We start from the raw sequence: 25029 nt of genomic DNA on the forward strand, positions 1-25029 counted from the left end.
GCCAGTTCGGAGTGGGGCTGGCAGATCGATCCTGAAGGGCTACGTATTCTGCTGAATATTCTGTATGACCGCTACCAGAAGCCGCTGTTTATTGTGGAAAACGGGCTGGGAGCTAAAGATGAAGTCGACGCGGATGGCAGTATTAATGATGATTACCGCATTCAATATCTCAATGACCATTTAGTACAGGTGCGTGAGGCGATTGAGGATGGTGTCGAGGTGATGGGCTATACCTGCTGGGGGCCGATTGATTTAGTCAGCGCTTCCAAGGCTGAGTTCTCCAAGCGTTACGGCTTTATCTATGTCGATCGTGATGATGCCGGCAATGGCACGCTGGCGCGCTCGCGTAAGAAGAGTTTCTTCTGGTATCAGGACGTGATTCGCAGCCATGGCGAGGCCCTAAAGTAATACGATTACCGGGCGCAGCCGCGCCCGGTTTTATGCCTCATCGGCATCTTCCTGCAAGGCCAGCGTCTCTTTGCGCACGCGCTCGATATGAATCGTGAGAAACATGCGTTCTTCCGTCGACAGGGCATACAAATATTTCTGTTGGATATGTTGATCAATCTTCACTGAGCATTGGTAAGCGAGGGGATATTTATCCCTGACCACGTCATGCAAAGACTCATCTTCACTGCAGACACCGCGTTTTCCGAGCATGCGTTGGGCGAAAAACTTCAGGTGATTGACGAAGCGGTTATAACTCAGGCTGTCGGTACGGTAATCAAGCTGCAATCGATACTTCACGATGTGCAAGATTTCCTGCATGAATTGGGTGACATGTGAGACATCCGCGAAGTCGCTGCCGAGTTGCGCATTCACCAGATGCAGGGCAATAAACGCGGCTTCATCGTCAGGCAACGCCACGTCCAGGCGTGTGTTGATGAGTGCCAGCGCCTCAATGCCCAATTGATACTCTTTAGGATAGAGCGTTTTAATCTCCCACTTCAGCACATTTCGAATGGGAATACCTTGCTGATGACGCTCGATGGCGAAATGGCAGTGGTCGCACAGTGCAATGGACAGACTCTCATGCAAAGGCTGACCTAACTGCTGCCGCGCATTTGCGATTATCAGTTCGCTGGTGGTAATCACCTCCAGTGGGATATCCGAAAGTAATTCGCTTAATCGCCCGGTGAGCCCATCACTTTGCAGCGCAAACACCTTCTCAATCTGCTGGGTATCCAGCGCATCTCCCACGCGTTTTTGAAAGGCCAGTCCGCGTCCCATGACCACCTGTTCTTTGCCGTGTTCACCCAGCACGACCACGACGTTATTGTTGAGTATTTTTGCGATTTTCATTTTGTCTGCCCTGAAAAAAGAAAAACCCGACCCACCGGGAGGACGGCGTGTCAGGTTTTGCCTGCGTTGCACGCAGTAACAATCTGCCCGGATCATAAGCGGGCCAGCTTTTCCGACAAGTGTGGTGACCCTTAAATGTGAGTTACGTCATGTTTTATTAAGAGCGGACATTTTGCTGTGCAACACCGCAATTCCGCCTGCAATGCGGCTTCTGCACTGGTTTAGTGCGAAAGGTAAGGTTGTTCGTAAGGATAGTGTAAGGAAATGATCAGTTTTTATTTAAGGTTTGCCTTAAGTTGCCGATAGTACCGTAACGTCAAAATAACAGGAGTTACGTACATGGCCGGGATTTCAACATTAGGTGTGGGTTCAGGATTGGGTTTAAGCACTATTCTGGACAAGCTGACAGCGGCGGAAAAGCAGTCGCTGGCGCCCATTTCGAAGCAGCAGTCCGCCGCGACGGCGAAGCTGTCTGCCTATGGCACACTGAAAACTGCAATTCAGGCTTTCCAGACGGCGAACACCAAGTTAAAAGATGCCGCGCTGTACACGGCCACCTCGACCACTTCCAGCTCCAGCGCGTTCAGCGCCGATACCAATGGCAATGCGTTGGCCGGAAAATACACCGTCAGCGTGGCGCATCTGGCGCAGTCACAAACCCTGACCAGTGAAAAATCGAATGATGTGAAAACCGCCATCGGCAGCGATGCGGCGTCACGCACGCTAAAATTTGTGACCGAAGACGGCAAAGAGCACAGCATCACGCTCTCTAAAGAGCAGACCTCACTTTCAGCACTGCGTGACACCATTAACAAGTCAAATGTCGGTATCAGCGCCAGTCTGATCAAGGTTTCCAGCACGGAGTTTCGTCTCTCTCTGACCTCTTCTGCCACTGGCACAGAGCACGCGGTGAAATCGTTAAGCGTGACCGGTGACGACACACTGCACAGTTTTATTGGTTTTGATGCGGCCGATCAGACAAACAGTGGGTTGAAGCAGAGTGTTGAGGCGCAGAATGCCAGCCTGACAGTCAATAATGTGCCGATCGAAAGCAGCAGCAACACCATCACCGATGCTGTTGAAGGCATTACGCTGAAGCTGAATGACCAAACCACCGGCAACCAGACGTTAACGGTCAGCAGTGATACCAGTAAAGCCAAAACGGCGATTACCGAATGGGTCAATGCTTACAACTCCCTGCAGGACACCATCGGCAATCTGACAAAATACACGCCGGTAGATGCAGGGAAAGATCAGGACACTAAAAACGGCGCATTGTTGGGCGACGGCACGCTGCGTAACATTCAGACGCAGCTAAAAAGTATTCTGGCGAATTCATCAGGTTCAGGCGTGTATAAAACCTTGAGTCAGGCAGGTATTACCACGGACCCGACCGACGGAAAACTGAAACTGGACGCGACTAAGCTCACCAGTGCAATGAATGTACGCCCGGATGGCGTTCGCGATATGTTTACTGGCGACGGCAAGAAAACCGGCGTGACAACTGTGCTGGACACCACCTTTACCGCGTTTCTCAGCAGCAAAGGGGTGTTGCAGGGCGCAACCGATAGCATCAGTAAGAAGCTGAATCAATTGACCGATCAGTACAACACTTCGAGTAAGCGTATTGATGACAAAATTGCTCGCTATAAAACCCAGTTCACCAATCTGGATAAGATGGTCAGTGTGTTGAATAACACCAGCACCTATCTCACCCAGCAATTCGAAAATATCAGCAACAGTAGCAAAAAATAATCTGCCAGTTCGTTAAGTTGTTGGTGCGGCCAGTAGGGCGTGACGCTGGCCAGTTGCCTGGCGGTCGCCATACATGGCGACCTTACAACATTGGATGTGGTATTACGTCGGGTGAGCATTCATGCGCCCCGACATGAATATTCACGCGATGCTTAAAAGAGCAGCAAGGCGTAGTCCAGAGCGTCAGTACTCCATCGGCATGACATAATTTCGCAAAACAGATAAGTAACTGCTAATGTGTTTGGGTGTTTATCACTTCCGTGGAGATCACTCATGCGCTATAGCCATACCGAACCTGCCTCGCCGCCCTCTGCGGTGTCTATACCTTCCTCGTTGATGGAACACTTGATCAACGTGCGTAAAATTTTCATCACTGGCACCGTGGATGAAAAGATGGCGAAAGAGGTGGTGCAGCATCTGCACATCCTTGCGGCAATTAATAATCTTCCGATTACAATTTTTATTAACTCTCCGGGTGGTCATGCGGAATCGGGCGATATGATCTTCGACGCCATTCGCTTTATCTCGCCAGAGGTGATCATGATTGGTTCGGGCTGCGTCGCGAGCGCAGGGGCGCTTATCTATGTTGCGGCCAAAAAAGAACATCGTTATGCGTTGCCCAACACCCGATTTTTATTGCACCAGCCTTCGGGGGGCATGCAAGGCCCGGCCAGCAATATGCAGATATACAGTAATGAAATCGTGCGCATGAAAAATCGGCTCAATGCTATCTTTGCCAGTGCAACTGGGCAGACGCTTGAGACTATCGAACAGGATACGCAGCGTGACTTTTGGCTGAATGCCGAGCAGGCGGTGGACTATGGTTTGGTGAGCAATGTGATTATCAGCGAACAGGAAATTGCTGCACATTACCTTGCTGCTGATATAAGTGAATGCTAATGTCATTGACATGATTGAGAACGCGATATTCAAAGCACTGGCGGATCCGACCCGCCGTGCCATATTTGAAAAATTGTCGGCGGGGCGCCTTAATGCCACGGCGCTGCGTGAGGGCATGGAGATCAGCCAGTCGGCGATGTCTCAGCACCTCGCTGTATTGCGGGGTGCCGGGCTGATACGTGAAGAGCGTAAGGGGCGATTTGTGAATTATGAAGTGGACCCGGTAGGGATGACTTTCCTGGTCAACTGGTTAGCTAAATATCGCGCATTCTGGCCAACACGTATTGAGGCACTGAAAAGCTTGCTGAAGGATATGGATCAATGAGTGAAGTCGAAAAAACTAACGAGTTGGTACAAGAATATCAACTGGATGCACCACCAGAAAAAGTCTGGCGCGCCATCAGTATCGCCGAATATCGCGAATTGTGGTTGCCCACTAACCTGTTGGCGCAGGATGAACCCCTTGCCAGTCAGCCGGGCCAAGAGATCCGTTACCGCTTGCGTGACGATGAACCTCCTTATTTGGAAAGTGAGGTCCGTTTCGTGATTACGCCTGATGATGCAGGTGGCACTGTGCTGACCATCGTACATCGCCTGAGCGATGCACGGTTGCAGCCTGCCAATGATGATTTCAACACGCTGATGCTGGCCGCATAATTCCAGAATGGACTTTTTGGGGAAGGGCTCCCCAAAAAGTCCATGACTGTTATCACTCAGGCCGAGGTTCTGGCCTTCTCAACCTGTTTTGATCCCGCCGCGCCAGCACACACCAGGGCCAACAACACCATCACCAGTACCGGCAACATCGCCATACGCAGGCCTGCATGTTCGCCAATAAAGCCCAGTCCTGGCGGGCCTACTAAAAAGGCCAGATAGCCGAGGGTGGCGGCGAGGGTGACGCGAATGGCACTATTTTTGCCATCGCCTGCCGCTGAAACGGTCAGCGGGAAGCCAAGCGATGCGCCAACTCCCCAGAACAACACCGCTGCTGCAGCCAGCCAAGCGTTGTTGGAGAAAATCACCATCGCCAAACCCAGCGCGGCTGAAAAGGCACTGGCACGTAGCACCCAAACGCGGCCGAGGCGATCCACCACATAGCCACCCAGGAAGCGTCCCACTGTCATTCCTGCGGTGAATCCCGCGTAAACCAGCGTACTCTGCGTGTGGTTGAGATTGTGACCGTCTATCATCAGCAACGGCAGCCAGTCGTTGGCGGAGCCTTCAGCCAGAGCCATCGCCAGGATGACAACGCCAAGCACCAGCAGTTGGCGATCGCGCAGCTCATGCCATACCTGGGCGAGGAAACCGCCGCTGTGTTGATGTTCGCTTCTTTCACTGTCGCTGGTGGCGGGTAGATGAGGCAGGGCAGCAGAGATGATAAGCAGATTGACCAACAGCATCAGCGCAAAGTGCCAGGTGATGCTAATATTGGCGGCCGTCATGGCGAGCCCCGACAATGCGCCAATCAGCGTACCAAAGCTAAAGAAACCATGAATGGTGGTCATGATCGATTTGCCTATCAGACGTTCAAAGGCTGCCCCTTCAACGTTGATTACCACATCGACCAGTGCGGTTCCTCCGCCGAGCAGCACCAGACTGGCGAACACCGCATAAGCATTATGCAGCAGCAGCGAACTCAGCATCACCGCAATGCCGAATAACAGCATGGCAAAGCCGTAGCGCATTACCCGGCTGGTACCAAAATGCGCAATCAACTTTCCGGCCAGCAACACGCAAAGCATGGAGCCACAGGAAAAGCCAAACAGAATCATGCCCATCATTTCCGTCGAAGCGTGGAGAATGTCGCGCATGTAGGGCGTGCGGCTAACCCAGGAAGCCCAGGTAAAACCGGGTAAAAACATCAGGCCATATATCGCCCATTTACCGCGTAACAGTTGCGCTGAAGTCACGGTTATCACTCCTCCTTGATGAAACCCAGAAGGGTAGTGCGTTATGGGCGATAAATCACCCCCAACGTTGAATGCGCGGAGGGATTAAGATTAAAAACTCTGCCAGTCGGCGTCGTTGACCACGGTTAACCGTTGCGGCCTGGGCTGCGGGGCCTTAATCAAAACGGGCTGAGCAACGTCCTGCGGATCGTTAACATGGAATTTGCTCACCAGCAGATTCAGGGTGCTGGCCTGTCCTTGCAGAGATTGTGAAGCCGAAGCCGCTTGTTCAACCAGTGCGGCGTTCTGCTGGGTTACATCATCCATCTGATTGACGGCCTGTTGCACCTGCGCAATACCCTGGCTCTGTTCCACGGCGGCTGCAGCGATCTCTCCCACCAATTGGCTCACCTGATGAATGGCGTCATTCATCACGTCCATATTGCGACCAACATCACTGGCCTGAGTGGCACCGGCCTCGGTCAAGCGGTGTGAATCCTCAATCAACAGTTTGATTTCACGTGCCGCGTTACTGGAGCGTTGCGATAGACTGCGCACTTCGCCCGCGACGACGGCAAAGCCTTTGCCATGTTCTCCCGCGCGGGCCGCTTCAACGGCGGCGTTCAGTGCCAGAATGTTGGTCTGGAAAGCGATGCCTTCAATAATCGAGACGATCTCTGTGACCTTACGTGAGCTGCCACGAATCTCGTCCATGGTGGAGAGCATGGTGGTCAGCGATGCGCCGCTTTTTTCAGACAGCACGCTGGCGTTAGCGGCCAGTTGACTCGCCTGGCGAGTGTTATCTGCCGTCTGGCGCACCGTTTCACTCAGCTCCGTCATGCTGGCTGCGGTTTGCTCCAGTGAAGCCGCCTGCTGCTCTGTTCGTGCGGAAAGATCTTCATTGCCTGCTGAAATCTGTACTGAGGCACTGCTGACCGATTGTGACGCTTTACGCACCGAAGAGAGGGCGTCCGCCACGCGCTGCATCAAAATATTAAACGAGTGCGCCATGTTGCCGACTTCATCGCGACGGCTCTCATCTGCGCTCAGGGTCAAATCCAGATTTTCGCTGGCGGTTAACATCACCTTACCCACGGCGCTCAAACTGCGGCGAATGCGCATTACGGTAAACAGGGAGAACAAGCCAAAAATCACCACGGTGGCGGCAACGCCTGCAATGGTGGTCCACAACACAAAATGGAAGGTGCTGCGGTTGGTGGCACGTAGCTCATCACCTACGGCAATATTCAGCGCAAGCTGTTTTTGATAATCACTGATCATCTGGCGGATTGCCGCGCCAATGCCGCTGTTCCCCTCCAACAAGCCCAGGCTAATTTCATTTTGATGTGCGCGTGAAGCGGCCAGAAAGGCCGGTAGCTGAGTGGTAACCTGTTGAATATTGTCAAAGGCGACGTTATTCAGGCGTTTATCTTCATCATTGGAGATATCGTTGCTCATGTAGTAATCCGTCAGCGCTTTTAATCCCTTAATTTGCTGATCGATCTGTTGTTCCACCGTGGGCATATTGCTGTCGTGCAGTTGGCTCTGATGCTTATACAGCGTCAGCGCCAGTTGGTTACTTTGGTCAATGAGTTTGCCAAGGTCCTTAATCGAAGGAATGGCGTTGGTTTGCACAAATTCAAAACGGTCCTGAAATCTGGATAGCAACGAGATCGCCAGCACGGCCTGCAGGATGATGGCGCCAAATAACATGGAGAGGGTCAGCAAAAGACGCTGGGAGATGTTCATCTTATTATCCTTAATCTAAAAGCACCCCTGGTTCAGGAAAATCAGGGAGTCGGGCAGATTAATAACCATCGGCAGATTGCGAGAATTCGTTAAGGTTTTTTTATCGGCGAGTGATAGGGGTCGCATCATTCGCTGCGGGGACGTAACATTTTTAACCGTTTTGCTGGTTTTGTAGTGCCATTTATTTTGAGAGGCACCTTAAGAAAGTCGTCAATCTCGATGTTGATACGATGCCGTAACAGTTACTATAATAATCATTACGGGTTTTCGGGAGCTAAGGAATGGCGATTTATGTTCACAAACGATTTGACCGCAGTTTTAAGAAAACAGGCCACTATGACGATGATCTGTGCCATGCGGCGGCAGAGGTTAAAAGAGGCGAGTTTGAAGCAGATCTGGGGGGTGGCGTCATCAAAAAGCGCATAGCTCTCACTGCCGGAAAGCGTGGAGGAGCGCGTTCGGTCATTTTCTTCAAACGGGGCAACACACTGTTTTTTGATGATGGCTGGTCCAAGTGTGAAATGAGCAGTAAAAGCGCCAAAGAATTTCAGGATGATGTCCTTGCCACGTATAAAATTCTTGCCAAAGGTTATTTACAGACCAGTGCAGCAGACCTGCTAAAGCTTCAGATGAGTGGCACATTCAGAGAGGTGAATTGCGATGAAAACGACGCCAGTACCATTAAATGAAATGATCGAGGATGCCGAAGAGTTACGCGCATTAGGTTTACTCTCCGATGGGGACGTCGAGCAGATTGCAACGCGCATTTCGGCCAGTGAATATCGTCAACGCGTCGCAGCTGTACATGATATGTCTGGCCAGGAAATTAAACGCATGCGCATTCAGTATGGTCTGAGTCAGGCCTTACTGGCTTACACTTTAGGGATGAGTGTAGACAGCGTTTCTAAATGGGAGCGTGGCGAGATTAAGCCGAGTGGCCCTGCATTGCGTATCCTTAACACCCTCGCGGCTAAGGGGCCGGATGCATTTAGTTTTTAAAAGGGAAGCTGTAAACAGCTTCCCTTTAAACGTCAAGGTCGTCTAAACAGCGCCATGCTGCGGCCTTCCAGCTCAAAGTCCTTCTCTTTGGTGATGACGAGGCCCTTTTGGGCAGTGTCGGAGGTGGTGAGTTCAAGTACCCAGCCGCCTTCACCAAATTGCGGAATGCGGAAGGGCACATTGCCTTCAAACGGATTAAACAGCATCAGCACATCATGCCAGATGCCTTCCTCTTCCTGTAAATCAGCCCGGCCCAGGTAGACGCCCAGCGTCACGCCATCATCCCACTGGTCAGCCTGTTGGAAACCTCCACCGGCGTTAAACCATTTAATGTCCATGCCATCGCGCCAGCTTTCACGCCTTAGCAGCGGCTGTTTGGCTCGCAGCGCCAGTAACTGACGGGTGAACTCGCGCAGCGCATCAGCGGATTCCGGCAGATTCTCCCAGTGCAGCCACGAGATCTCGCTGTCCTGACAATATCCGTTATTGTTGCCCATCTGGCTGCGGCCAAACTCATCACCCGCCAACAGCATAGGCGTACCGTGTGAGAACAGTAAGGTGGTGAGGAAATTACGTTTTTGCCGTTCACGTACGGTGTTGATGCCCTCGTCATCTGTGGGGCCCTCCGCACCGTAGTTATAGGAACTGTTGTCGTTATGACCATCGTTATTGTCTTCGCCGTTGGCCTCATTATGTTTCTCGTTATACGAAACCAGATCGTTCAGCGTGAAGCCATCGTGAGCGGTGAGGAAATTAATGCTGGCCCATGGGCGACGGCCACGTTGATCGTAGAGATCACCTGATCCCAGCAAGCGTGCGGCAAAATCGGTCGAGACATTATCGCCTTTCCAGTATTCCCGCACCGTATCACGGTATTTGTCATTCCACTCCGCCCAACCCGGCGGGAACCCGCCCACCTGATAACCGCCCGGACCGATGTCCCACGGCTCGCCAATCAGTTTCAATTTGGATAGAACCGGGTCTTGCGTCATGGCATCAAAGAAGCCGCCGCGCTGGTCGAATCCTTCGGGCTCACGGCCCAGAATGGTCCCGAGATCGAAACGGAAACCATCGACGTGCATCGATTCAGCCCAGTAGCGCAGCGAGTCCATCACCATTTGCAGCACACGAGGATGTGAAGTGTTCACCGTATTGCCGGTGCCGGTATCATTGATGTAATAGCGATGCTGATCCGGCAGCGTGCGGTAGTAAGAGAAATTATCGATACCTTTAAAGGATAACGTTGGGCCAAGTTCGTTACCTTCGGCGGTGTGGTTGTAAACCACATCAAGGATCACCTCAATACCCGCATCATGGAAGGCGCGCACCATATCGCGGAAGCCCTGAATGCCGCGTGGGCCAAAGTAGCGGGACGCAGGGGCAAAAAAGGCCAGCGAGTTGTAGCCCCAGAAGTTCTTCAACCCTTTATCGAGCAGATGTTGATCGTCCGGAAAACCGTGAACCGGCAGCAATTCAACAGTGGTAACGCCAAGGCTCTTTATGTAGTCCACCGTGGCTTTGTTGCTCATCCCGTCATAGGTGCCGCGCATTTCAGGAGGCACAGCTGGATTAAGCTTGGTGAATCCTTTCACGTGTGCTTCGTAAATCACGGTCTGTGACCAGGGAATAATCGGGCGATTGCCATCCTGCCAGTCAAACTCGTTGGGATCGATGACGCGACATTTGGGCGTGAACGGTGCGCTGTCACGCTCGTCAAAAGTCAGGTCTTTGTCTTCATGATGCAGATCGTAGGCGAAGTGCGCATCGTTCCATTCGAGTTCACCGCGCAGCTCACGCGCATAGGGATCGAGCAGTAATTTATTCGGGTTAAAGCGGTGACCATTTTCCGGATCGTACGGCCCGTGTACGCGGTAGCCATACAGCGCGCCCGCGGGTAAACCGGGCACATAGCCGTGCCAGACTTCATGGGTATATTCCGGCAGATCGAAACGGGCAATCTCGTGCTGTCCGCTCTCATCGTACAGACATAATTCAACTCGCTCAGCGTGCGCCGAGAACAGGGCGAAGTTAACCCCCGCACCATCATAGTTCGCACCCAGTTGCAGACCCGAACCGGCAGTGATTTCCAAAGGCTTACCGTTAGACATTGATTCCACTCCACCCAATGAACAGAAATGCAGATTGTTAGGCACACTTAGCTGGCGATCAGCACCAGCGGCGCGTGATACGGCACGTTTTCAAGAGAAAGTTGTTCGTTAAGCGACAGCATTTCGCCATTAAACAGATTTCGATATTGACGATGAGCCAGCGACTCAGGGAGCAACAAAGTGGCTTGCGACCAACCGGAACCCTTCAGCATCAAACGCGGCACCACCACCAGCAGAGCGTGGCTGCTGTCCTGCCGCGCGTAAGCAATCACATGTTCCGCACTGGCACCGATGGCATACAGCGGCTGATAATCGCCAAAGCGGAACAGTGTCGGGATATCGCGTCGCAGCTGTAAAACCGCGGCAATGACCTGCTGCTTGAGCTTGCCGCTCAACCAATCACTCTGCTGGCTGAAATCAGGTTTACTCTGCATATCCAGTTGCTGCTGTATGGTGGCAAAATCGGGTTCTCGGCGGTTGTCGGGATCAACCAGACTGAAATCCCAGGCTTCGCTACCTTGATAAATATCCGGTACGCCGGGAGCGGTAAGTTTGATCACCGTCTGAGTCAGACTGTTGATCATCCCTGTGGCGATCAATGGCTGAATGGATTGGCTGAAATCCTGTAAAAACGCGGGATGAGCAGGAGACAACATATGGCGTGCGTAAGCCAATACCGCCTGCTCATAGTGCTCATTCGATTCGGCCCAGTCGGTGCGAAGTTTGGCCTCACGCAGCGCTTTTTCGATAAAGGGTAAAATACGCGCCTCCAGTGCTGCCAGTCCCGTTGCATCTTGCGGTTGTAACGTCGCGGGCCAGGCCCCCAATAGTGCCTGATACAGCATCCATTCAACGGCTGGCTCGGGTGCCGGGCCATCCTGCAGTTGTACAACCTGTGACTGATTGAGCTCACGCCAGCGAGCCACGTTTTCTGCCCACGCTGCGGGGCATTCACTTAACGCATAAAGCCGTGCGCGGGCATCTTCGCCGCGTTTAGTATCGTGGGTTGAGGTGGTTGAGAGCGCGTCGGGTTGCTGCTGTAACCGGGTTTGCATCTCATGGTGAAAATGTTGCAGTGAGAAGGCGTGCGGTAACGGCTCTGCCCCCACTTCATTAATAGCCAGCAGCACGTGGTTGCGGAAAAACAGCGTGTCCTCGACTGATTTCGCCATTAATGGCCCGGTTAACTGTTGGAACCGCGAACGGAATTCCGCCGCATCTTGCTCACTGCGTTCCGACAACGCGCCAAGCAAGATGGCCTGCACAAAGCTAAGTGCCACCGGCGACGCACTGAACTTCACCGTCTCCAACACTTGCTGCAGCAATTCTTCGCCAGCCAACGGCATTCCGCTGTGACGACCGTAGGTGCGATACACCGGGAAAGCGATCAGCATTTCACGCAGCGCGACATGCAATTCTGCTTCACCGAAATTGCGTTGCTCGTCACTGGCGATGCGGGTGGCCAGCGCCAACAGACGACCAAACTCACCGGCAAAATTGCGGTCTACCATCAACTCGCGCGCCGCACGCAACCCCGCACTGACGTCGTTCCTCTCTTCCGTGGCAACTTCGTAGGCCAGGTGCAGCGCATCGATCTGTGTATCGTCAATCAACGCATGTGACAGCGAGGCAATAAATTCATAGCCAGTGGTGCCAGAAATCGGCCACTCATCGGGGATCAGTTCACCTTCTGCCAGAATTTTCTCTACCGTGATGTAGCAGTCTGGCCCGGCGGCCTGGCGCAGACGATTTAGATATCCTTGTGGATCGGCCAGCCCATCGATGTGATCGACACGCAAACCGTTCACGGCACCGCTGTGTACCAGTTCCAGAATCAGCTGATGTGACGCATCAAACACCGCTTCATCTTCTACGCGCACGCCAACCAGCCCGGTAATTTCAAAGAAACGACGATAGGAGAGGTCACGTCGCGCATCGCGCCAGTTGATCAACTGCCACGGCTGTTGCTGGTGTAACGCATCTAACGCGGCGTGGTCAGTGATCGCCAGCACCTCATCGGCGCGACCCTGCCAACTGGCGGGCGTGAGCGGATAGAAGCTGTCATAGTACGCCAGCGACGGATGTCCGGTTTCGGGATGGGGCTGCACGCTTAATTCACCCTTTTCCAGCACAGTGGCAAAATCCTCGCCGAGGAACGGCAGCGTTAAGCGGCGTGACCAGTCAATATCGAAGTAGCGTGCGTAAGCGCTCTGTTCGCCATGCTCAATCACATCCCGCCACCAGGCGTTTTCCAGCGAGGCCGCCATATGATTCGGGACGATATCCAGGATCAACCCAAGATGGGCCTGTTGGAGTGCCGCGCACAAGCGATCAAATCCTGCACGACCGCCGATCGCTGGATCAATTTCATTGGCATCCGTGACGTCATAACCGTGCGTGGATTCGCCAGTAGCGGTAAAGACTGGCGAGGCATACAGATGGCTGATACCGAGTTGTTGCAGATACGGAATGAGTTCAATCGCACGATCAAAAGTCATGCCATTACGGAACTGAATGCGGTAAGTGGCGGTAGGCACCATCATGCGGATTTTTCCTTTTTCAGGCGAACAACAATAGCGTGCTGGGGTAAAGATGCGCTTTCCTGTGGCCAGACAAAGAGCGTGTCACCGGGCAAAGTCGGTAACTTGTGAGATTGTTTGCTGATATTGAACGCCATCGACAGCTCGCCTTTTGGGAACTGCCAGCTCACCGCCACAAACCCTTTGGCGGTGGTTAACACCTTGCCGCTGTGGCCGCCAGCGGTCGCCAGCAGCGGTACGATGTGTTGTTGACGGAGCTGCAACAGCTGCTGGGTGAACGTCCACCAGGATTGACCTTCCGCGCTCTGCAGTTTCTGCCAGTCGAGTTTGGATTGGATAAAGGTCTGTTCCGCGTTGGGATCGGGGACGTTGTCATCGTGTCCGGCATGGCCGGTGAATTCACGGGCGCGGCCTTCACGCACGGCTTTAGCCAGATCACCATGAAAATCGGTGAAAAACAGGAACGGATGGGTTTCGCCATATTCCTCGCCCATAAACAGCAAAGGGATGTGTGGGGACAGCAACAGCACAGCGAGCAACACTTTGGTGCGGTCTGATCCCGCCAGCGTAATCAACCTGTCGCCTTGCGCACGGTTGCCGACCTGATCGTGGTTCTGGATAAAATCCACGAAGGTGACCGGTGACTGTCCAGCACTGGGCACGCCACGTCTCTGGCCGCTTTGTGGCGAGATCTCACCCTGATAAGCGAAGCCTTCAGTCAGAATGCGTGCAATCAGTTTTTCCGGAACCTCGGCGAAATCCTGATAGTAAGCGTGGGTTTCGCCGGTAGCAAACACATGGATGGCATTGTGGAAGTCGTCATTCCATTCACCGGTAAACAGTGGAGCGTTACCCTGTTTATCACGCGGGTGCAGGAAGGTGACGTTACGACAATCTTCGGTGGTGAGGTGAATGGGTCGATCGGTGATATCGCGACGGATGCGCTCGGCTATCTCAACCAGCACATGTTTGCTGGAGGCATCTTCAATCTGGTCGATGGCATCAAACCGCAGACCATCAAGATGGTATTCCTGCAGCCAGTAGAGCGGCGCTTCAGCAATATAACGGCGAGCCGCATCGACGTCGTAAGCGATTCCCGCACCCCAAGGCGTCATGCGCTCTTGATGGAAGAAGTCCGGTGCCAGCAGCGGCAAATAGTTGCCTTCAGGACCAAAATGGTTGAGCACGATATCGAGCACCACCGATAAGCCTTGCGCATGAGCGGCATCGACCAACGCTTTAAAATCATCAGGCGACCCATAGCTGGCGTGGGGCGCATACAGTAACACACCGTCATAGCCCCAGCCGCGTGAGCCACCAAATTGCGATACCGGCAGTATCTCAATCATGGTGATACCCAATGCTTTTAAGCCCGGCAGTTTAGCGATCGCCGCCTGGAAGGTGCCTTCAGGGGTAAAGGTGCCAATATGCAGTTCATACACCACCGTCTCATGCCATTTATGACCGCGCCAATCCTGATGCTGCCATGTGTAATGGCGCGGATCGATCACCAGTGAAGGGCCGTTAACATCCGATTGTTGTGCACGGGAAGCGGGGTCGGGCACGACGGTGCCATCGGCAAGCACGTAGTGATAGGCTGTGCCGTGTGGTGTATCGTGGCGTTGCAGTTCAAACCAGCCGTCATGGGTGGCATTCATAGGATGCTCGCCATCGGCAATGCGCAGGGTAATCTGTTGCTGACCAGGTGCCCACAGGCGGAACAGCACGCTGCCATCCGTCTGCATCTCCGCACCCCAGGATTTCTCAAATGATCTGAATTCCATTCAATTGCCTCGTTTAGCCCATGCAAGGGCGATGGACGACATCAAGCGGTTAGCGTTCCGTAGAAAGATCTATGGCTCAAATTGGGACGGCACGACGGGACTGAGAACAGATCATAGTCGATATTTTCGCCTTTTCTGGCGCTGGTCAGCGGGTTTAGGAAATTTTCGACGCGTCGCGCTTCGCTAATGAATGGGGTCAAGGAAAGAAAAAACGGTGTCTTGATTCACAACCGGAATGGCGGCCTTCTGGCCGCCTTGGGTTATCTCTGATGGAAATCCTCAATCAAATCCCCATACAACTTTTCAGCTTCCGCCAGACGGCTCAGCAAACAATACTCATCCGTTTGGTGTGCCATGGTCGGTTCGCCGGGGCCAAGGATGATGCATGGCGGATTGCCCAAAGCCGGCAGTAAGAGCGAAGCATCGGTAAAGTAGGGCACCACCTTGGCTTCAAGCGGCTGATCAAATAGGGGTTGGCAGCGTTGATAGACAGACTGAATCCATTGATTCGCCTCCGAACTCAACACGGCGGGTAAATCGACTAACGTGGTCAGTGTGACCTCTTCGCCCAACAGTGCCGACAGCTGTTGTCGGATAGTGGCATGCTGCAGGTTAGGCGCACTGCGGATATCCACATCGAAGGCTGTACGATCCGGCACGGAGTTAATGTTTAAGCCTCCTTCAATGCGTCCTACATTTAGCGTGGGCTGTTTCATTAAAGGATGCGGAGCCCCGGGCGAAAAGTGGCGGATTTTCCCCAGTGCATCCGCCGCCAGATAGATCGCGTTGATACCCAACTCTGGCATCGCGCCATGGGCGGTTTTACCCCGCGTTTCACAGCGTAACCATAATGCGCCTTTGTGACCTATCACCGGGTAGTTAGCCGTCGGTTCACCGACGATCAATGCGCCGACATCGGGTAGTTTGCCTGCGGCAATCATGGCCTTAGCCCCGTCGCAGCCGGTCTCCTCACCCCCCGTGATCATCAGCACCACGCCGCGACCAGCAGTAATCAGCGCATGATGTTGCACACAAGCCAGCGCAAAAGCGGCGATGGCGGCTTTCATATCACTGGCGCCCCGTCCATACAGACGATCGCCCACAATATCGCTGCCAAAAGGGTCCTGTTGCCACGGCTGATTACCGAGCGGAACAGTATCGAGATGCCCGGTAAACGCCAGAGGTTTGCCGGCAGCGCTGCCCGGTAATTGCGCTATCAGGTTGGTGCGCCCCTCACCGAAATGGCTGAGACTGACATCGAATCCGTGTGCCGCCAGCCAGGCAGCAAAAAACTGCATGCAATCTGTTTCATTACCTGGTGGGTTAATGGTGTTGAAGCCCAGCAGTTGCTGGGCCAGTTCAAGCGACTGTGGTCGCATTAAGTGCGCTCCGTTAGCCAGTCAAGGCAGTTAGTCCACAGTTGGCGATAGCCCGGCCATTGAGAAAACTCTTCAGGTAGCCAGTGGGCCGACATATCACTGGTCCACACCAGAGAGCGGCCGCGCTGATATTCACGCACTGCCAGCAGAGGGTGACCCGTTCCCGCGACGGTCGCGAGGAGTGTTCCCTCAGGCTGCATTTCCACCTCGTTATAACCCAGCAGCCACGGCCAATCGCTCGGGATATCGGCCAGTACCTGATGTGACATGGTCACCTCGGCGTAGCTGCCTTCTGGGGTTTCTATGCGGTCATCCCAGGCGAGACAGCGTACCGGCAGGACTTTCTCCACCAGGGTATTGCGATAACGTGCACCGCCGTTAATGCCCTGGAAGCTGTAATAGCCGCCAATCATCATCAGGGCGCCACCGCCAGCAACGTAATCATGAATTAACGCCAGGCGATTCGGTGTGCGGCGGCTCTTCAGCCAGGTATCGGGATGCAGCAGCAGCGTATTGGCGCCAATATCAGACAGGATGATCACATCCCACTGCTGCAGCGCTTCTAACGTCAACGGGAACTCCGTCGCTGCGGCATGAGCGGGCATATGCGTGACGGCATAATCGCTGTCTTTCAACGCCGCCATAAAATCGACGGCACCGCTGTGCCAGGTCGCTGTGGCAAACTGATCAAAGCCTTTTACATGAGTTGAGGTACTGGTCCAGGATTCACCGACCAGTAAAACTTTCTTCTGCATGACACGTCTCCGTTTATCCGCCAAATACCCGCTGCGGATTGGTAATCATCAAGGTTTCCAGTTGTTCGCCACTGACACCGAGGCGTTTCAGGCGCGGAACAAAATGTTTGAGGATGTAGCCATAGCCATGGCCGCCGTAACGCGTCAGCATGGTTTTGAGGAAAACGTCCTGTGACATCAAAATCTGCTGGATATAGCCATCATCGATCAGGTCGCAAATGGCGCGGGCATTCTCCTCATCGGAAGGGGATTGCGCATCCTCATCGGCGTAGTAGTAGCTCATGCCGATCATGTCGTACTCGAGGAACACGCCGCGATCGGCAAGCTCGCGCTGATAAGTTTTATCGGCAAAGCTGGGATTCATATGGCACAGCACGGTGTGGCGCAGGTCAGCGCCTTCCTGTTGCAGGATATCCAGCACTTTATGGCCGAGGCGCTCCCAGCCGGGCAAATGCACCTGAATCGGCACGCCCGTCGCAGCACTGGCACGACCGGCAGCGCGCAGTGATTTCTCTTCATCCGATGTGAAGCGGCTGGAGATACCAATTTCCCCGATCAAACCGGCGATCACCTCAGGCTTCTCAGTGGCGCCTCCGAGGTCGTAAATCAGCTTGTCAGCCAGTTGCTCAACGCTGATGCTTTTTACCCATTCAGGATGCGAAGGCTCCAGATACAACCCGGTGCCCATCACGATATTTAAGCCGGTTAAACGCGCAATGCGCTGCAAACCTTTGGGATCGCGTCCGATGCCAATGTTCGTCGGGTCGACCACGGTTTCACCACCCAACGCGCGATATTTCATCAACTCTTCAATCGCGGTATCGACATCAAACAGCTGGCAATTGTCGCGGCTCATCAGCGGGTTAAGCGATAACTCACCGAGGTTTTCCATTTTGACCGGCATCTCGGCCACATGACGTTCACTGCAACAGCAGGGCGGCACCCATTTGCCCGAGGCATCTAACAAGATGTGCTCATGCATTAACGTCACGCCCATCTCCGCCAGCGGTAAAGGGCCGAGCACCGTCATCACATGGCCGCTGGTAATGCCTACTGGCAAGGGGTCGGCATGGCGAAATATTGATCCTTTCATGAGCTATCCTTTTGCGGCCGAGCGGGTTGGATTGAGGATGCGGGTATTCAGCCAGATGGCGAGCAGAATGATAGTGCCGGTGGCGATCTGGGTATAAAACGGTGAGATGTGCGACAAAATCAGGCCGTTCTGGATAATGGCGATGGAGAGCGCACCCAGCAGCGTACCGATAATGGTGCCAAACCCGCCGAACAAACTGGTGCTGCCCAAGACCACGGCCGCAATCACCTGCAGTTCAAAGCCTTCACCCTGGTTGGAAGAGCCGCTGCCGAGACGAGCAGTGATGATCATGCCAGCCAGCGCCGCCGCCATCCCGCTGATGATGTACACCTTCATGGTCACGGCTTTGGTGTTGATGCCGCTGCGACGTGCCCCTTCGGCGTTCGCACCAATGGCGGTGACGTAACGACCAAAGCGCATATGGTTCAGCAGAATATGCCCGGCAACTAATACCACGATGCCAATCAGCGCAGGCATCGGGATGCCCAGCACCCAGGCTCGGCCCATAAAGGTAAACAGGCTGTCGGCAGGGACGGGAATGGAGTAGCCTTGGGTCACCAGCAAAGCAATGCCTCGTACCACGGCCAGTGTCGCCAGCGTGACGATAAAGGCCGGAATGCCCTCGAATGCGATAAAGAACCCGTTAATGGCGCCGACCAAACCGCCCAGTAGCAACCCGCCGATTAATACTACCGGCCAAGGCAAGCCCCAGTTATTGAGTGCAATCGCTGAAAGCGCACCCACCAACGCCAGCGTGGATCCCACTGACAAATCAATACCGCCGGTGGTGATCACCAGGGTCATCGCAGTGGCCACAATCAGCAACGGTGCGCTCTGACGAATGATATTCAGCCAGTTAGTGCTGGTAAGAAAATTATTGGTGATCAGTGAAAACACCACGCAACAGAAGATAAAGAACAGCGCAATGCTGACCACACCGGAGTGATTGTGTAACAAGCGGCGTGGCAATGAGTGCTGGATCATGCGTGAACTGCCTAAATTCATGATGCTCATCCTGTTACCTCAATGTGCTGCCGCTGATTGCGCGGTAAATTTCTCACCTACGATCAGGTTCACGATGTCGCTCAGACTGGTATCGGCCACGCGGCGATCTGCCACATTCGTGCCCTCATACATCACCATAATGCGGTCGCATACCAGGAAGAGATCTTGCAGGCGATGGGTAATCAGAATCACGCTGACGCCCCGCGCCGAGACACGGCGAATCAGTTCCAGCACCGCTTCCACTTCGGCAACAGCCAGCGCGGCCGTTGGCTCATCCATAATTAACACTTTCGGGTCGAAGGCCGCAGCACGTGCAATGGCGATCGCCTGGCGCTGACCGCCGGAGAGGTTGCGCACCAGCAAGCGGGTATCCGGTATCGAAATACCCAGCCCTTTCAACATCTCGCGCGCTTCGGCATGCATTTTGGCCTGATCGAGAAAGGGGATGCCGAGCACGCTTTTCATCGGCTCACGGCCCATAAACAAATTGCCCGCGACATCGACGGTGTCGCACAAGGACAAATCCTGATAGACCATTTCGATGTGGCAACGGCGTGAATCGGCGGGATTGCTGAAATGCTGCTGTTCCCCATCGATGCGAATGGTGCCGCTGGTGGGGACGACCGCGCCAGAAAGCACCTTGGTGAGCGTCGATTTTCCGGCACCGTTATCGCCGACTAAACCGAGCACTTCCCCTGGCGCGAGCTGTAAATTGACACCGCGCAGAGAGCGAATCGAACCGTAGGTTTTGGTGATGTTAATCATCTCAACCCGGGCTGGAAGAGCTTGTAATTGCTGCATTGGACAACTCCCATCAAGGCTTGTGGGAAATGTTTATCCTGTCAGGAAAAAGGACTTATCCGGCACGGTTTACAATCTAGTAAACCGGTTTACCTACCGGATAAGACTTTTTTCTAAACCAACAGGACAAACGCTACAATGATATTTACTCGCCAGGTACGACATTGCAGCATCCATGCCAGCCTGCATCGCAGGGACTGCACTTTCGGCTAACTTGTTGTAAAGCATCACTTGTTAGGTAATTTTCAAGTAAACCGGTTTACTCACTATAACGCGATTAAGAATTTCAGCTCACTTTTTGCGCCATTGTTGTGCGCTTTTGCATCATTTTGGGACGTTGTTAACAAATCCAATTGAATCTCGCCCAATCCATTCCACCGGCAAACGGGTCTCCATCGGAATATCGGATTCGTTGTTCAGCAGGCGCAGCATGATATTCACGGCGGTGTGACCCAGTTGGCGCGCGGGCTGGCGGATGGTGGAGATGCGGGGGTGTGTGAGGTCGGTGTAATTGGCGTCATCGAAACCCACAAGGGAAAGGGCGGCGGGCGCTTGTAAGCCGCTGGCACGTAAACCATCAAGCAGCCCTAACACCAGATAATCACTGGCGGCGAATACAGCAGTCGGGCGCTGGGCACAGCTGAACAAGTGATTCAGCGCCTGTTGGCCGAACTCCCGCGCATAGTTGCCATACATCACCCACTCCGGCTGAACGGGTAAGCTCGCCTGCTGCATCGCTGAACAAAAACCCTGATAGCGTTCACGAACACTCATCAGCTGCTCTGGCCCACCAATAAACGCGATCCTGGTGTGCCCGGCAGCAATCAACTGTTCGGTGGCAATACGTCCACCCTGCACATTGTCGGCAAACACTTTGGGTACCTGGCTGCCAGGGATATCTTCATCCAGTAACACCACATGGTTATGACGCTGAATTTCATCGCGCAGTACACCATTGTCCGGCCGGTTGGTGGTGAACAGTAAGCCATCGACCTGGCGCGTATCCAGCCAGCGAATGAACTGCGCCTCCTTGTCCGGATTGTTCCGCGTGATGCACAACACCAGGCTATAGCCGCGTGCCGAGGCGGCTTCCTCGGCGGCGTCAGCCAGCTCCGCGAAAAAGGGGTTGGTGATATCCGGCAGCACCAGACCCAGGGTTTCGCTGCCGCCTTTGCTTAACCGCCGCGCCAGACTATTCCCGCGATAATCCAGGGTGCGGATGGCGGTTTCGATGCGGTCAATGGTCTCCTGAGGCAGCACGATGCTGTGATTCATATAGCGAGAAACCGTGGCTTTTGACAGGCCCGCCAGCTTCGCGACGTCAGACAACAACACGCGTTTTATACTCATTGATTTCGCCATTTTTGCTCAGGGAGTTTATCTGTAACACAGTTAAGCGTAACTGATACAGCGCTTTCCTTTTGCACTGATGGATAAATAAACACTTGACAAAAAAATCCGCTGAGCGAATTGTATAAATCGTTTACCGCAGTACCGGGAATAGCTTCCCAACCCGATTCAATGTATTTCAACCCGCACTCCCAACGGATGGGATGCCGAAAACGTTGAACACGGTGGTATCAAAAGCACGGCATAAAATCCGTGTTCATGACTCTTTTATCGATATTTGCCTGCCGACACAAACTCTCAGCCAAAACGCTGGGAAACGCTGATTATTATTTATTCCCAACGAGGAACTCAATGATGTCATCTTTCACCGGAAAACTGCGTTCAATGGTTTTGGCAAGTGCATTACTTTCTGCTGGATCTTTTTTGCACTGGCTCAGGCAGCACCGACTTATGCATTAGTTCAAATTAATCAGCAAGCGCTGTTTTTTAATCTTATGAATCAAGGGGCGCAGGATGCGGCGAAAGCCAGCGGTAAAGATTTGGTGATTTATAACGCCAACGATAATCCGGTAGCGCAAAATGATGCGATTGAAAACTATATTCAACAGGGTGTGAAGGGCATATTGGTTGATGCCATTGATGTGAATGGGATTATGCCAGCGATTAAAGAAGCTGCCGCCGCTAAGATTCCGGTGATTGCCATTGATGCGGTATTACCTGACGGTCCGCAAGCGTCTCAGGTTGGGGTAGATAATCTGGAAGGCGGTAAAATTCTGGGTAAATACTTTGTCGATTACGTTGCAAAAGAGATGGGCGGTAAAGCGCGTCTGGGTATTGTTGGGGCGTTGAATTCCGCGATCCAGAACCAGCGCCAAAAAGGGTTTGAAGAGACGATTAAGAGTAACAGCAAGATTACCGTTGCCGACGTGGTTGATGGGCAAAACATTCAGGATAACGCGATGACAGCGGCGGAAAACCTGATTACCGGTAACCCGGATCTGACGGCGATTTACGCCACCGGTGAACCGGCATTGCTGGGGGCGATTGCTGCCGTGGAAAACCAAGGGCGTCAGAAGGACATCAAAGTGTTCGGCTGGGATTTAACTGCGAAAGCCATCAGTGGCATTGACGGCGGTTACGTCACGGCAGTGTTGCAGCAAGATCCGAAAAAGATGGGTGAAGAAGCATTGAAAGCACTTAACGCCATTACGGAAGGGAAGTCCGTCAGTAAAACCATTTTGGTGCCTGCAACGGTGGTGACGAAAGCCAACGTCGATACCTATCGTCCATTGTTTAAGTAAGGCAAAAGCGGGGCGCGCCTTGGTGCGCCCACAGGCGGCCCGAAGGCCACCACTACAGACGAATGGCCAACAATGCGGTCAACTCGTCTGGTGTTGGAAAGGCATTCAGGGTCCCGGTGCGGCTTACGGTAATCGCCGCCGCCGCACTGGCATGATGCAATGCCAGCGCGTCGGGCTCCACGCCGCGTAACAGGGCGGATGCAAGCAACACCGCCAGGAAGGTGTCGCCTGCACCGGTGCTGTCAACGGCCTGCACCGCTGTCGCGGCACAAAAGAGATGTTGGCCAGGCTGGAAAAGTTCAGCACCCGCCGAACCCTGGGTCACCACCAGCGTTTTGACGCTGCTGGGTTGCAACAGTTGCGCTTCATGTTGATTGACCACGGCAACATCAACCAGTGGCCATAAATCGGCAAAATCGGGATTGACGGGGGACGGGTTAAATACGGTGGTGAGTCCGTGAGCTTTCGCCCAGCTAAAAAGCGCACGGGTTTTCTCGACGGAGAAATTACCCTGTTGCAGCAGAATATCGCCTGGGCTGGCGTCGGATAAATGAGACAGCACGACGTCGAGCCCCAGTGCCTCGGCGGCGGCTTGGGTGGTAATAATGGCATTATCGCCATCACTGCTATTAAAGATAATTGAGGTATCACTGTGATCAGCTAACGCGTTTTCAGGAACCAACGGTAAGTTTTCGCACTGCAGACGATCGCGAATCCACTGCCCGTGAATATCATGACCCGTGGCAGCAATTAATCGCGTGTCAATACCGCAGCGGGAAATAATGATCGCCTGATTGGCCCCTTTTCCGCCAATATCCTGGGATTTTTTTATTCCATGAATTGACGCGCCTTTTTGGGGTAATTCATCAATCGACCAGGTTTCATCAACAACAATATTGCCTGCAACATATACACGCATAGATTTCTCGTTAATAAGGTGAGTGAGATGACCTCTATATCAGCAGAAAAAAGTAACGCGATACAAGATATTTTTTCACGTAAAAAAGCAGTGATTGGCGTTATTCACTGCGATGCATTTCCTGGTTCGCCAAAATATCGAGGTAAATCAGTTTCGGATATTATTGATCGTGCCTTTCGTGATGCGGATAATTATCTCTCTGGCGGTGTGCATGGGTTAATCGTTGAGAATCATGGCGATATTCCCTTTGCCAAACCTGAAGACATCGGCCCAGAAACCGCGGCCTTTATGGCAGTGATCACTGATAAAATCCGTGAACGTTTTGGCGCACCCTTGGGTATTAACGTGTTGGCCAATGCTGCTATTCCGGCCATCGCCACTGCCTTGGCCGGAGGCGCGGATTTTGTGCGCGTCAATCAGTGGGCAAATGCCTATATCGCCAACGAAGGTTTTATCGAAGGTGCGGCGGCGAAAGCCCTACGTTATCGCAATCAATTACGTGCCGACCACATTCGGGTATTTGCTGATAGTCATGTCAAACACGGCAGCCATGCCATCGTGGCTGACCGATCCATCCAGGAACTGACCCGCGATGTTGATTTCTTCGAAGCGGATGCGGTGATTGCCACCGGACAGCGCACCGGCGATAGCGCCACATTGAGTGAAATCGACGAAATTCGTGCGGCGACCGAATTGCCGCTGCTGGTGGGGTCGGGTGTGACACCGGCCAACGTCTGCCAGATTTTAGGCCGCACCCAAGGGGTGATCGTGGCCAGCACCATGAAAGTTGATGGTGTGTGGTGGAACGAGGTTGAGCTGGCACGCGTGAAGCACTTCATGTCAGTGGCGCAGGCCGCGCTGGAGGAGGCGTGATGAGCAGCTTCACCGACCAATTGCTGGCAGAGCATCAAGACGTCTGGCAAGGCATGCAGCAGCATCGCTTTGTGCTGGACATTGAACGTGACCAACTGCCGGACAGCGTGTTTAACCGTTATCTGGTGTTCGAGGGCAATTTTGTGGCCACGGCGATTGCCATTTTTGCGCTCGGCGTCAGCAAAGCGCCGGACATTCGCCAGCAACGCTGGCTGATTGGCGTGCTCAATGCGCTGGTGGATACGCAGATTGCCTGGTTCGAAGCCGTACTCACCAATCGCGCCATTAATCCTGACGACTATCCCGATGATCTGCCCGGCGTTAACCGCTTCCGTGACGGCATGTTGCGTGTGGCGCAGCAGGGCAGTTATGGCGAGATCATCACCCTGATGTTTGGTGCGGAATGGATGTATTACCACTGGTGCAAGCGTGTCAGCGCACAAACACAACAGGACAAGGATGTGCGCCGCTGGGTGGAGATGCATGCGGAAGAAGAATTTCATCAACAGGCGCTGTGGCTCAAAGCG

Annotated in this window: 21 protein-coding genes and 2 pseudogenes; 10 read left to right on the plus strand and 13 right to left on the minus strand. The window is 53.4% G+C overall.

The annotated features are described in order from the left end of the window. Positions 1-408 (plus strand): annotated as a pseudogene (gene bglH, locus PSSD_RS20525) (aryl-phospho-beta-d-glucosidase); the annotation flags it as partial. 30 nt (positions 409-438) lie between these two features. On the opposite strand, the gene licT reads toward bglH, so the two are convergent. Continuing rightward, entirely contained in the window at positions 439-1302 is an 864-nt protein-coding gene (gene licT, locus PSSD_RS20530; RefSeq protein ID WP_039331938.1) for a BglG family transcription antiterminator LicT, read from the minus strand. A 339-nt stretch (positions 1303-1641) separates the two neighbouring features. On the opposite strand from licT, the gene fliD reads away from it, so the two are divergent. The 4 genes from fliD to PSSD_RS20550 all read left to right on the plus strand — a co-directional run bounded on the left by fliD (position 1642) and on the right by PSSD_RS20550 (position 4614). Next, entirely contained in the window at positions 1642-3057 is a 1416-nt protein-coding gene (gene fliD / locus PSSD_RS20535; RefSeq protein WP_039331940.1) for a flagellar filament capping protein FliD, read from the plus strand. A gap of 273 nt (positions 3058-3330) precedes the next feature. Further along, positions 3331-3957 (plus strand): ATP-dependent Clp protease proteolytic subunit, encoded by a 627-nt coding sequence (locus PSSD_RS20540; protein ID WP_058973490.1) that lies wholly within the window; start codon positions 3331-3333, stop codon positions 3955-3957. Positions 3958-3967: 10 nt separating this feature from the next. Continuing rightward, positions 3968-4282, plus strand: a complete 315-nt coding sequence (locus PSSD_RS20545; RefSeq protein ID WP_058973506.1) for an ArsR/SmtB family transcription factor — start codon at positions 3968-3970, stop codon at positions 4280-4282. Beyond that, positions 4279-4614 (plus strand): SRPBCC family protein, encoded by a 336-nt coding sequence (locus PSSD_RS20550; RefSeq protein ID WP_058973491.1) that lies wholly within the window; start codon positions 4279-4281, stop codon positions 4612-4614. Before PSSD_RS20545 ends, PSSD_RS20550 begins: the two co-directional genes overlap by 4 nt. A gap of 56 nt (positions 4615-4670) precedes the next feature. Here PSSD_RS20550 and PSSD_RS20555 read toward each other — a convergent pair whose 3' ends face one another. Further along, entirely contained in the window at positions 4671-5819 is a 1149-nt protein-coding gene (locus tag PSSD_RS20555; protein WP_058973507.1) for an MFS transporter, read from the minus strand. A gap of 138 nt (positions 5820-5957) precedes the next feature. Next, positions 5958-7595, minus strand: coding sequence for a methyl-accepting chemotaxis protein (locus PSSD_RS20560; protein WP_058973492.1), 1638 nt, complete (start codon positions 7593-7595; stop codon positions 5958-5960). Between the two features lie 281 nt (positions 7596-7876). On the opposite strand from PSSD_RS20560, the gene PSSD_RS20565 reads away from it, so the two are divergent. Next, positions 7877-8284 (plus strand): type II toxin-antitoxin system RelE/ParE family toxin, encoded by a 408-nt coding sequence (locus PSSD_RS20565; RefSeq protein WP_058973493.1) that lies wholly within the window; start codon positions 7877-7879, stop codon positions 8282-8284. Beyond that, positions 8256-8594, plus strand: a complete 339-nt coding sequence (locus PSSD_RS20570) for a helix-turn-helix domain-containing protein (protein WP_039331946.1) — start codon at positions 8256-8258, stop codon at positions 8592-8594. The genes PSSD_RS20565 and PSSD_RS20570 overlap by 29 nt, the downstream gene beginning before the upstream one ends. Before the next feature lie 32 nt (positions 8595-8626). On the opposite strand, the gene glgX is transcribed toward PSSD_RS20570, so the two are convergent. From glgX to PSSD_RS20615, 9 genes are all read right to left on the minus strand, one after another. Beyond that, entirely contained in the window at positions 8627-10702 is a 2076-nt protein-coding gene (glgX, locus tag PSSD_RS20575) for a glycogen debranching protein GlgX (protein ID WP_058973494.1), read from the minus strand. A gap of 47 nt (positions 10703-10749) precedes the next feature. Beyond that, a complete protein-coding gene (gene treY, locus PSSD_RS20580; RefSeq protein ID WP_058973495.1) occupies positions 10750-13245 on the minus strand; it encodes a malto-oligosyltrehalose synthase in 2496 nt (831 codons plus the stop codon). After that, positions 13242-15026, minus strand: coding sequence for a malto-oligosyltrehalose trehalohydrolase (gene treZ, locus PSSD_RS20585; RefSeq protein ID WP_058973496.1), 1785 nt, complete (start codon positions 15024-15026; stop codon positions 13242-13244). Before treZ ends, treY begins: the two co-directional genes overlap by 4 nt. Positions 15027-15286: 260 nt before the next feature. Beyond that, positions 15287-16405, minus strand: a complete 1119-nt coding sequence (locus PSSD_RS20590; RefSeq protein ID WP_058973497.1) for a M20 family metallopeptidase — start codon at positions 16403-16405, stop codon at positions 15287-15289. Beyond that, the gene (locus PSSD_RS20595; protein WP_058973498.1) at positions 16405-17160 is read right to left on the minus strand and encodes a glutamine amidotransferase; all 756 of its coding nucleotides are present in this window, start codon (positions 17158-17160) and stop codon (positions 16405-16407) included. The genes PSSD_RS20590 and PSSD_RS20595 overlap by 1 nt, the downstream gene beginning before the upstream one ends. A gap of 13 nt (positions 17161-17173) precedes the next feature. Further along, entirely contained in the window at positions 17174-18253 is a 1080-nt protein-coding gene (locus PSSD_RS20600; RefSeq protein WP_058973499.1) for a phosphotriesterase family protein, read from the minus strand. 3 nt (positions 18254-18256) lie between these two features. Then, positions 18257-19258 (minus strand): ABC transporter permease, encoded by a 1002-nt coding sequence (locus PSSD_RS20605; protein WP_167347689.1) that lies wholly within the window; start codon positions 19256-19258, stop codon positions 18257-18259. 18 nt (positions 19259-19276) lie between these two features. Beyond that, entirely contained in the window at positions 19277-20023 is a 747-nt protein-coding gene (locus tag PSSD_RS20610) for an ATP-binding cassette domain-containing protein (protein ID WP_167347690.1), read from the minus strand. 360 nt (positions 20024-20383) lie between these two features. Continuing rightward, positions 20384-21421, minus strand: a complete 1038-nt coding sequence (locus PSSD_RS20615) for a LacI family DNA-binding transcriptional regulator (RefSeq protein ID WP_058973502.1) — start codon at positions 21419-21421, stop codon at positions 20384-20386. A 339-nt stretch (positions 21422-21760) separates the two neighbouring features. Between PSSD_RS20615 and PSSD_RS20620 the strand changes: the two are divergent. Then, a pseudogene (locus PSSD_RS20620) lies at positions 21761-22710 on the plus strand (ABC transporter substrate-binding protein). 52 nt (positions 22711-22762) lie between these two features. On the opposite strand, the gene PSSD_RS20625 reads toward PSSD_RS20620, so the two are convergent. Beyond that, positions 22763-23629, minus strand: a complete 867-nt coding sequence (locus PSSD_RS20625; protein ID WP_058973503.1) for a PfkB family carbohydrate kinase — start codon at positions 23627-23629, stop codon at positions 22763-22765. Positions 23630-23656: 27 nt separating this feature from the next. On the opposite strand from PSSD_RS20625, the gene PSSD_RS20630 reads away from it, so the two are divergent. Further along, on the plus strand, positions 23657-24502 hold the full coding sequence (locus tag PSSD_RS20630; protein ID WP_058973504.1) for a BtpA/SgcQ family protein: 846 nt from the start codon (positions 23657-23659) through the stop codon (positions 24500-24502). Further along, the coding region (locus tag PSSD_RS20635; protein ID WP_058973505.1) for a TenA family protein at positions 24502-25029 on the plus strand (528 nt) is incomplete at its 3' end. The genes PSSD_RS20630 and PSSD_RS20635, both read left to right, overlap by 1 nt.

It is taken from the genome of Type-D symbiont of Plautia stali, assembly GCF_001485335.1.
Taxonomy (GTDB): Bacteria; Pseudomonadota; Gammaproteobacteria; order Enterobacterales; family Enterobacteriaceae; genus Pantoea; species Pantoea vagans_C.

What these genes read in the sequence shown, in the direction of transcription:
- PSSD_RS20540 (WP_058973490.1), top strand. Translation starts at nt 3,331, where the DNA reads ATGCGCTATAGCCATACCGAACCTGCCTCGCCGCCCTCTGCGGTGTCT.
- PSSD_RS20615 (WP_058973502.1), bottom strand. Translation starts at nt 21,421, where the DNA reads ATGGCGAAATCAATGAGTATAAAACGCGTGTTGTTGTCTGACGTCGCG.
- PSSD_RS20570 (WP_039331946.1), top strand. Translation starts at nt 8,256, where the DNA reads ATGAAAACGACGCCAGTACCATTAAATGAAATGATCGAGGATGCCGAA.
- PSSD_RS20595 (WP_058973498.1), bottom strand. Translation starts at nt 17,160, where the DNA reads ATGCAGAAGAAAGTTTTACTGGTCGGTGAATCCTGGACCAGTACCTCA.
- PSSD_RS20555 (WP_058973507.1), bottom strand. Translation starts at nt 5,819, where the DNA reads ATGTTTTTACCCGGTTTTACCTGGGCTTCCTGGGTTAGCCGCACGCCC.
- fliD (WP_039331940.1), top strand. Translation starts at nt 1,642, where the DNA reads ATGGCCGGGATTTCAACATTAGGTGTGGGTTCAGGATTGGGTTTAAGC.
- PSSD_RS20550 (WP_058973491.1), top strand. Translation starts at nt 4,279, where the DNA reads ATGAGTGAAGTCGAAAAAACTAACGAGTTGGTACAAGAATATCAACTG.
- PSSD_RS20545 (WP_058973506.1), top strand. Translation starts at nt 3,968, where the DNA reads ATGATTGAGAACGCGATATTCAAAGCACTGGCGGATCCGACCCGCCGT.
- PSSD_RS20560 (WP_058973492.1), bottom strand. Translation starts at nt 7,595, where the DNA reads ATGAACATCTCCCAGCGTCTTTTGCTGACCCTCTCCATGTTATTTGGC.
- PSSD_RS20625 (WP_058973503.1), bottom strand. Translation starts at nt 23,629, where the DNA reads ATGCGTGTATATGTTGCAGGCAATATTGTTGTTGATGAAACCTGGTCG.
- glgX (WP_058973494.1), bottom strand. Translation starts at nt 10,702, where the DNA reads ATGTCTAACGGTAAGCCTTTGGAAATCACTGCCGGTTCGGGTCTGCAA.
- PSSD_RS20565 (WP_058973493.1), top strand. Translation starts at nt 7,877, where the DNA reads ATGGCGATTTATGTTCACAAACGATTTGACCGCAGTTTTAAGAAAACA.
- PSSD_RS20605 (WP_167347689.1), bottom strand. Translation starts at nt 19,258, where the DNA reads ATGAATTTAGGCAGTTCACGCATGATCCAGCACTCATTGCCACGCCGC.
- PSSD_RS20630 (WP_058973504.1), top strand. Translation starts at nt 23,657, where the DNA reads ATGACCTCTATATCAGCAGAAAAAAGTAACGCGATACAAGATATTTTT.
- treZ (WP_058973496.1), bottom strand. Translation starts at nt 15,026, where the DNA reads ATGGAATTCAGATCATTTGAGAAATCCTGGGGTGCGGAGATGCAGACG.
- licT (WP_039331938.1), bottom strand. Translation starts at nt 1,302, where the DNA reads ATGAAAATCGCAAAAATACTCAACAATAACGTCGTGGTCGTGCTGGGT.
- PSSD_RS20600 (WP_058973499.1), bottom strand. Translation starts at nt 18,253, where the DNA reads ATGAAAGGATCAATATTTCGCCATGCCGACCCCTTGCCAGTAGGCATT.
- PSSD_RS20590 (WP_058973497.1), bottom strand. Translation starts at nt 16,405, where the DNA reads ATGCGACCACAGTCGCTTGAACTGGCCCAGCAACTGCTGGGCTTCAAC.
- treY (WP_058973495.1), bottom strand. Translation starts at nt 13,245, where the DNA reads ATGATGGTGCCTACCGCCACTTACCGCATTCAGTTCCGTAATGGCATG.
- PSSD_RS20610 (WP_167347690.1), bottom strand. Translation starts at nt 20,023, where the DNA reads ATGATTAACATCACCAAAACCTACGGTTCGATTCGCTCTCTGCGCGGT.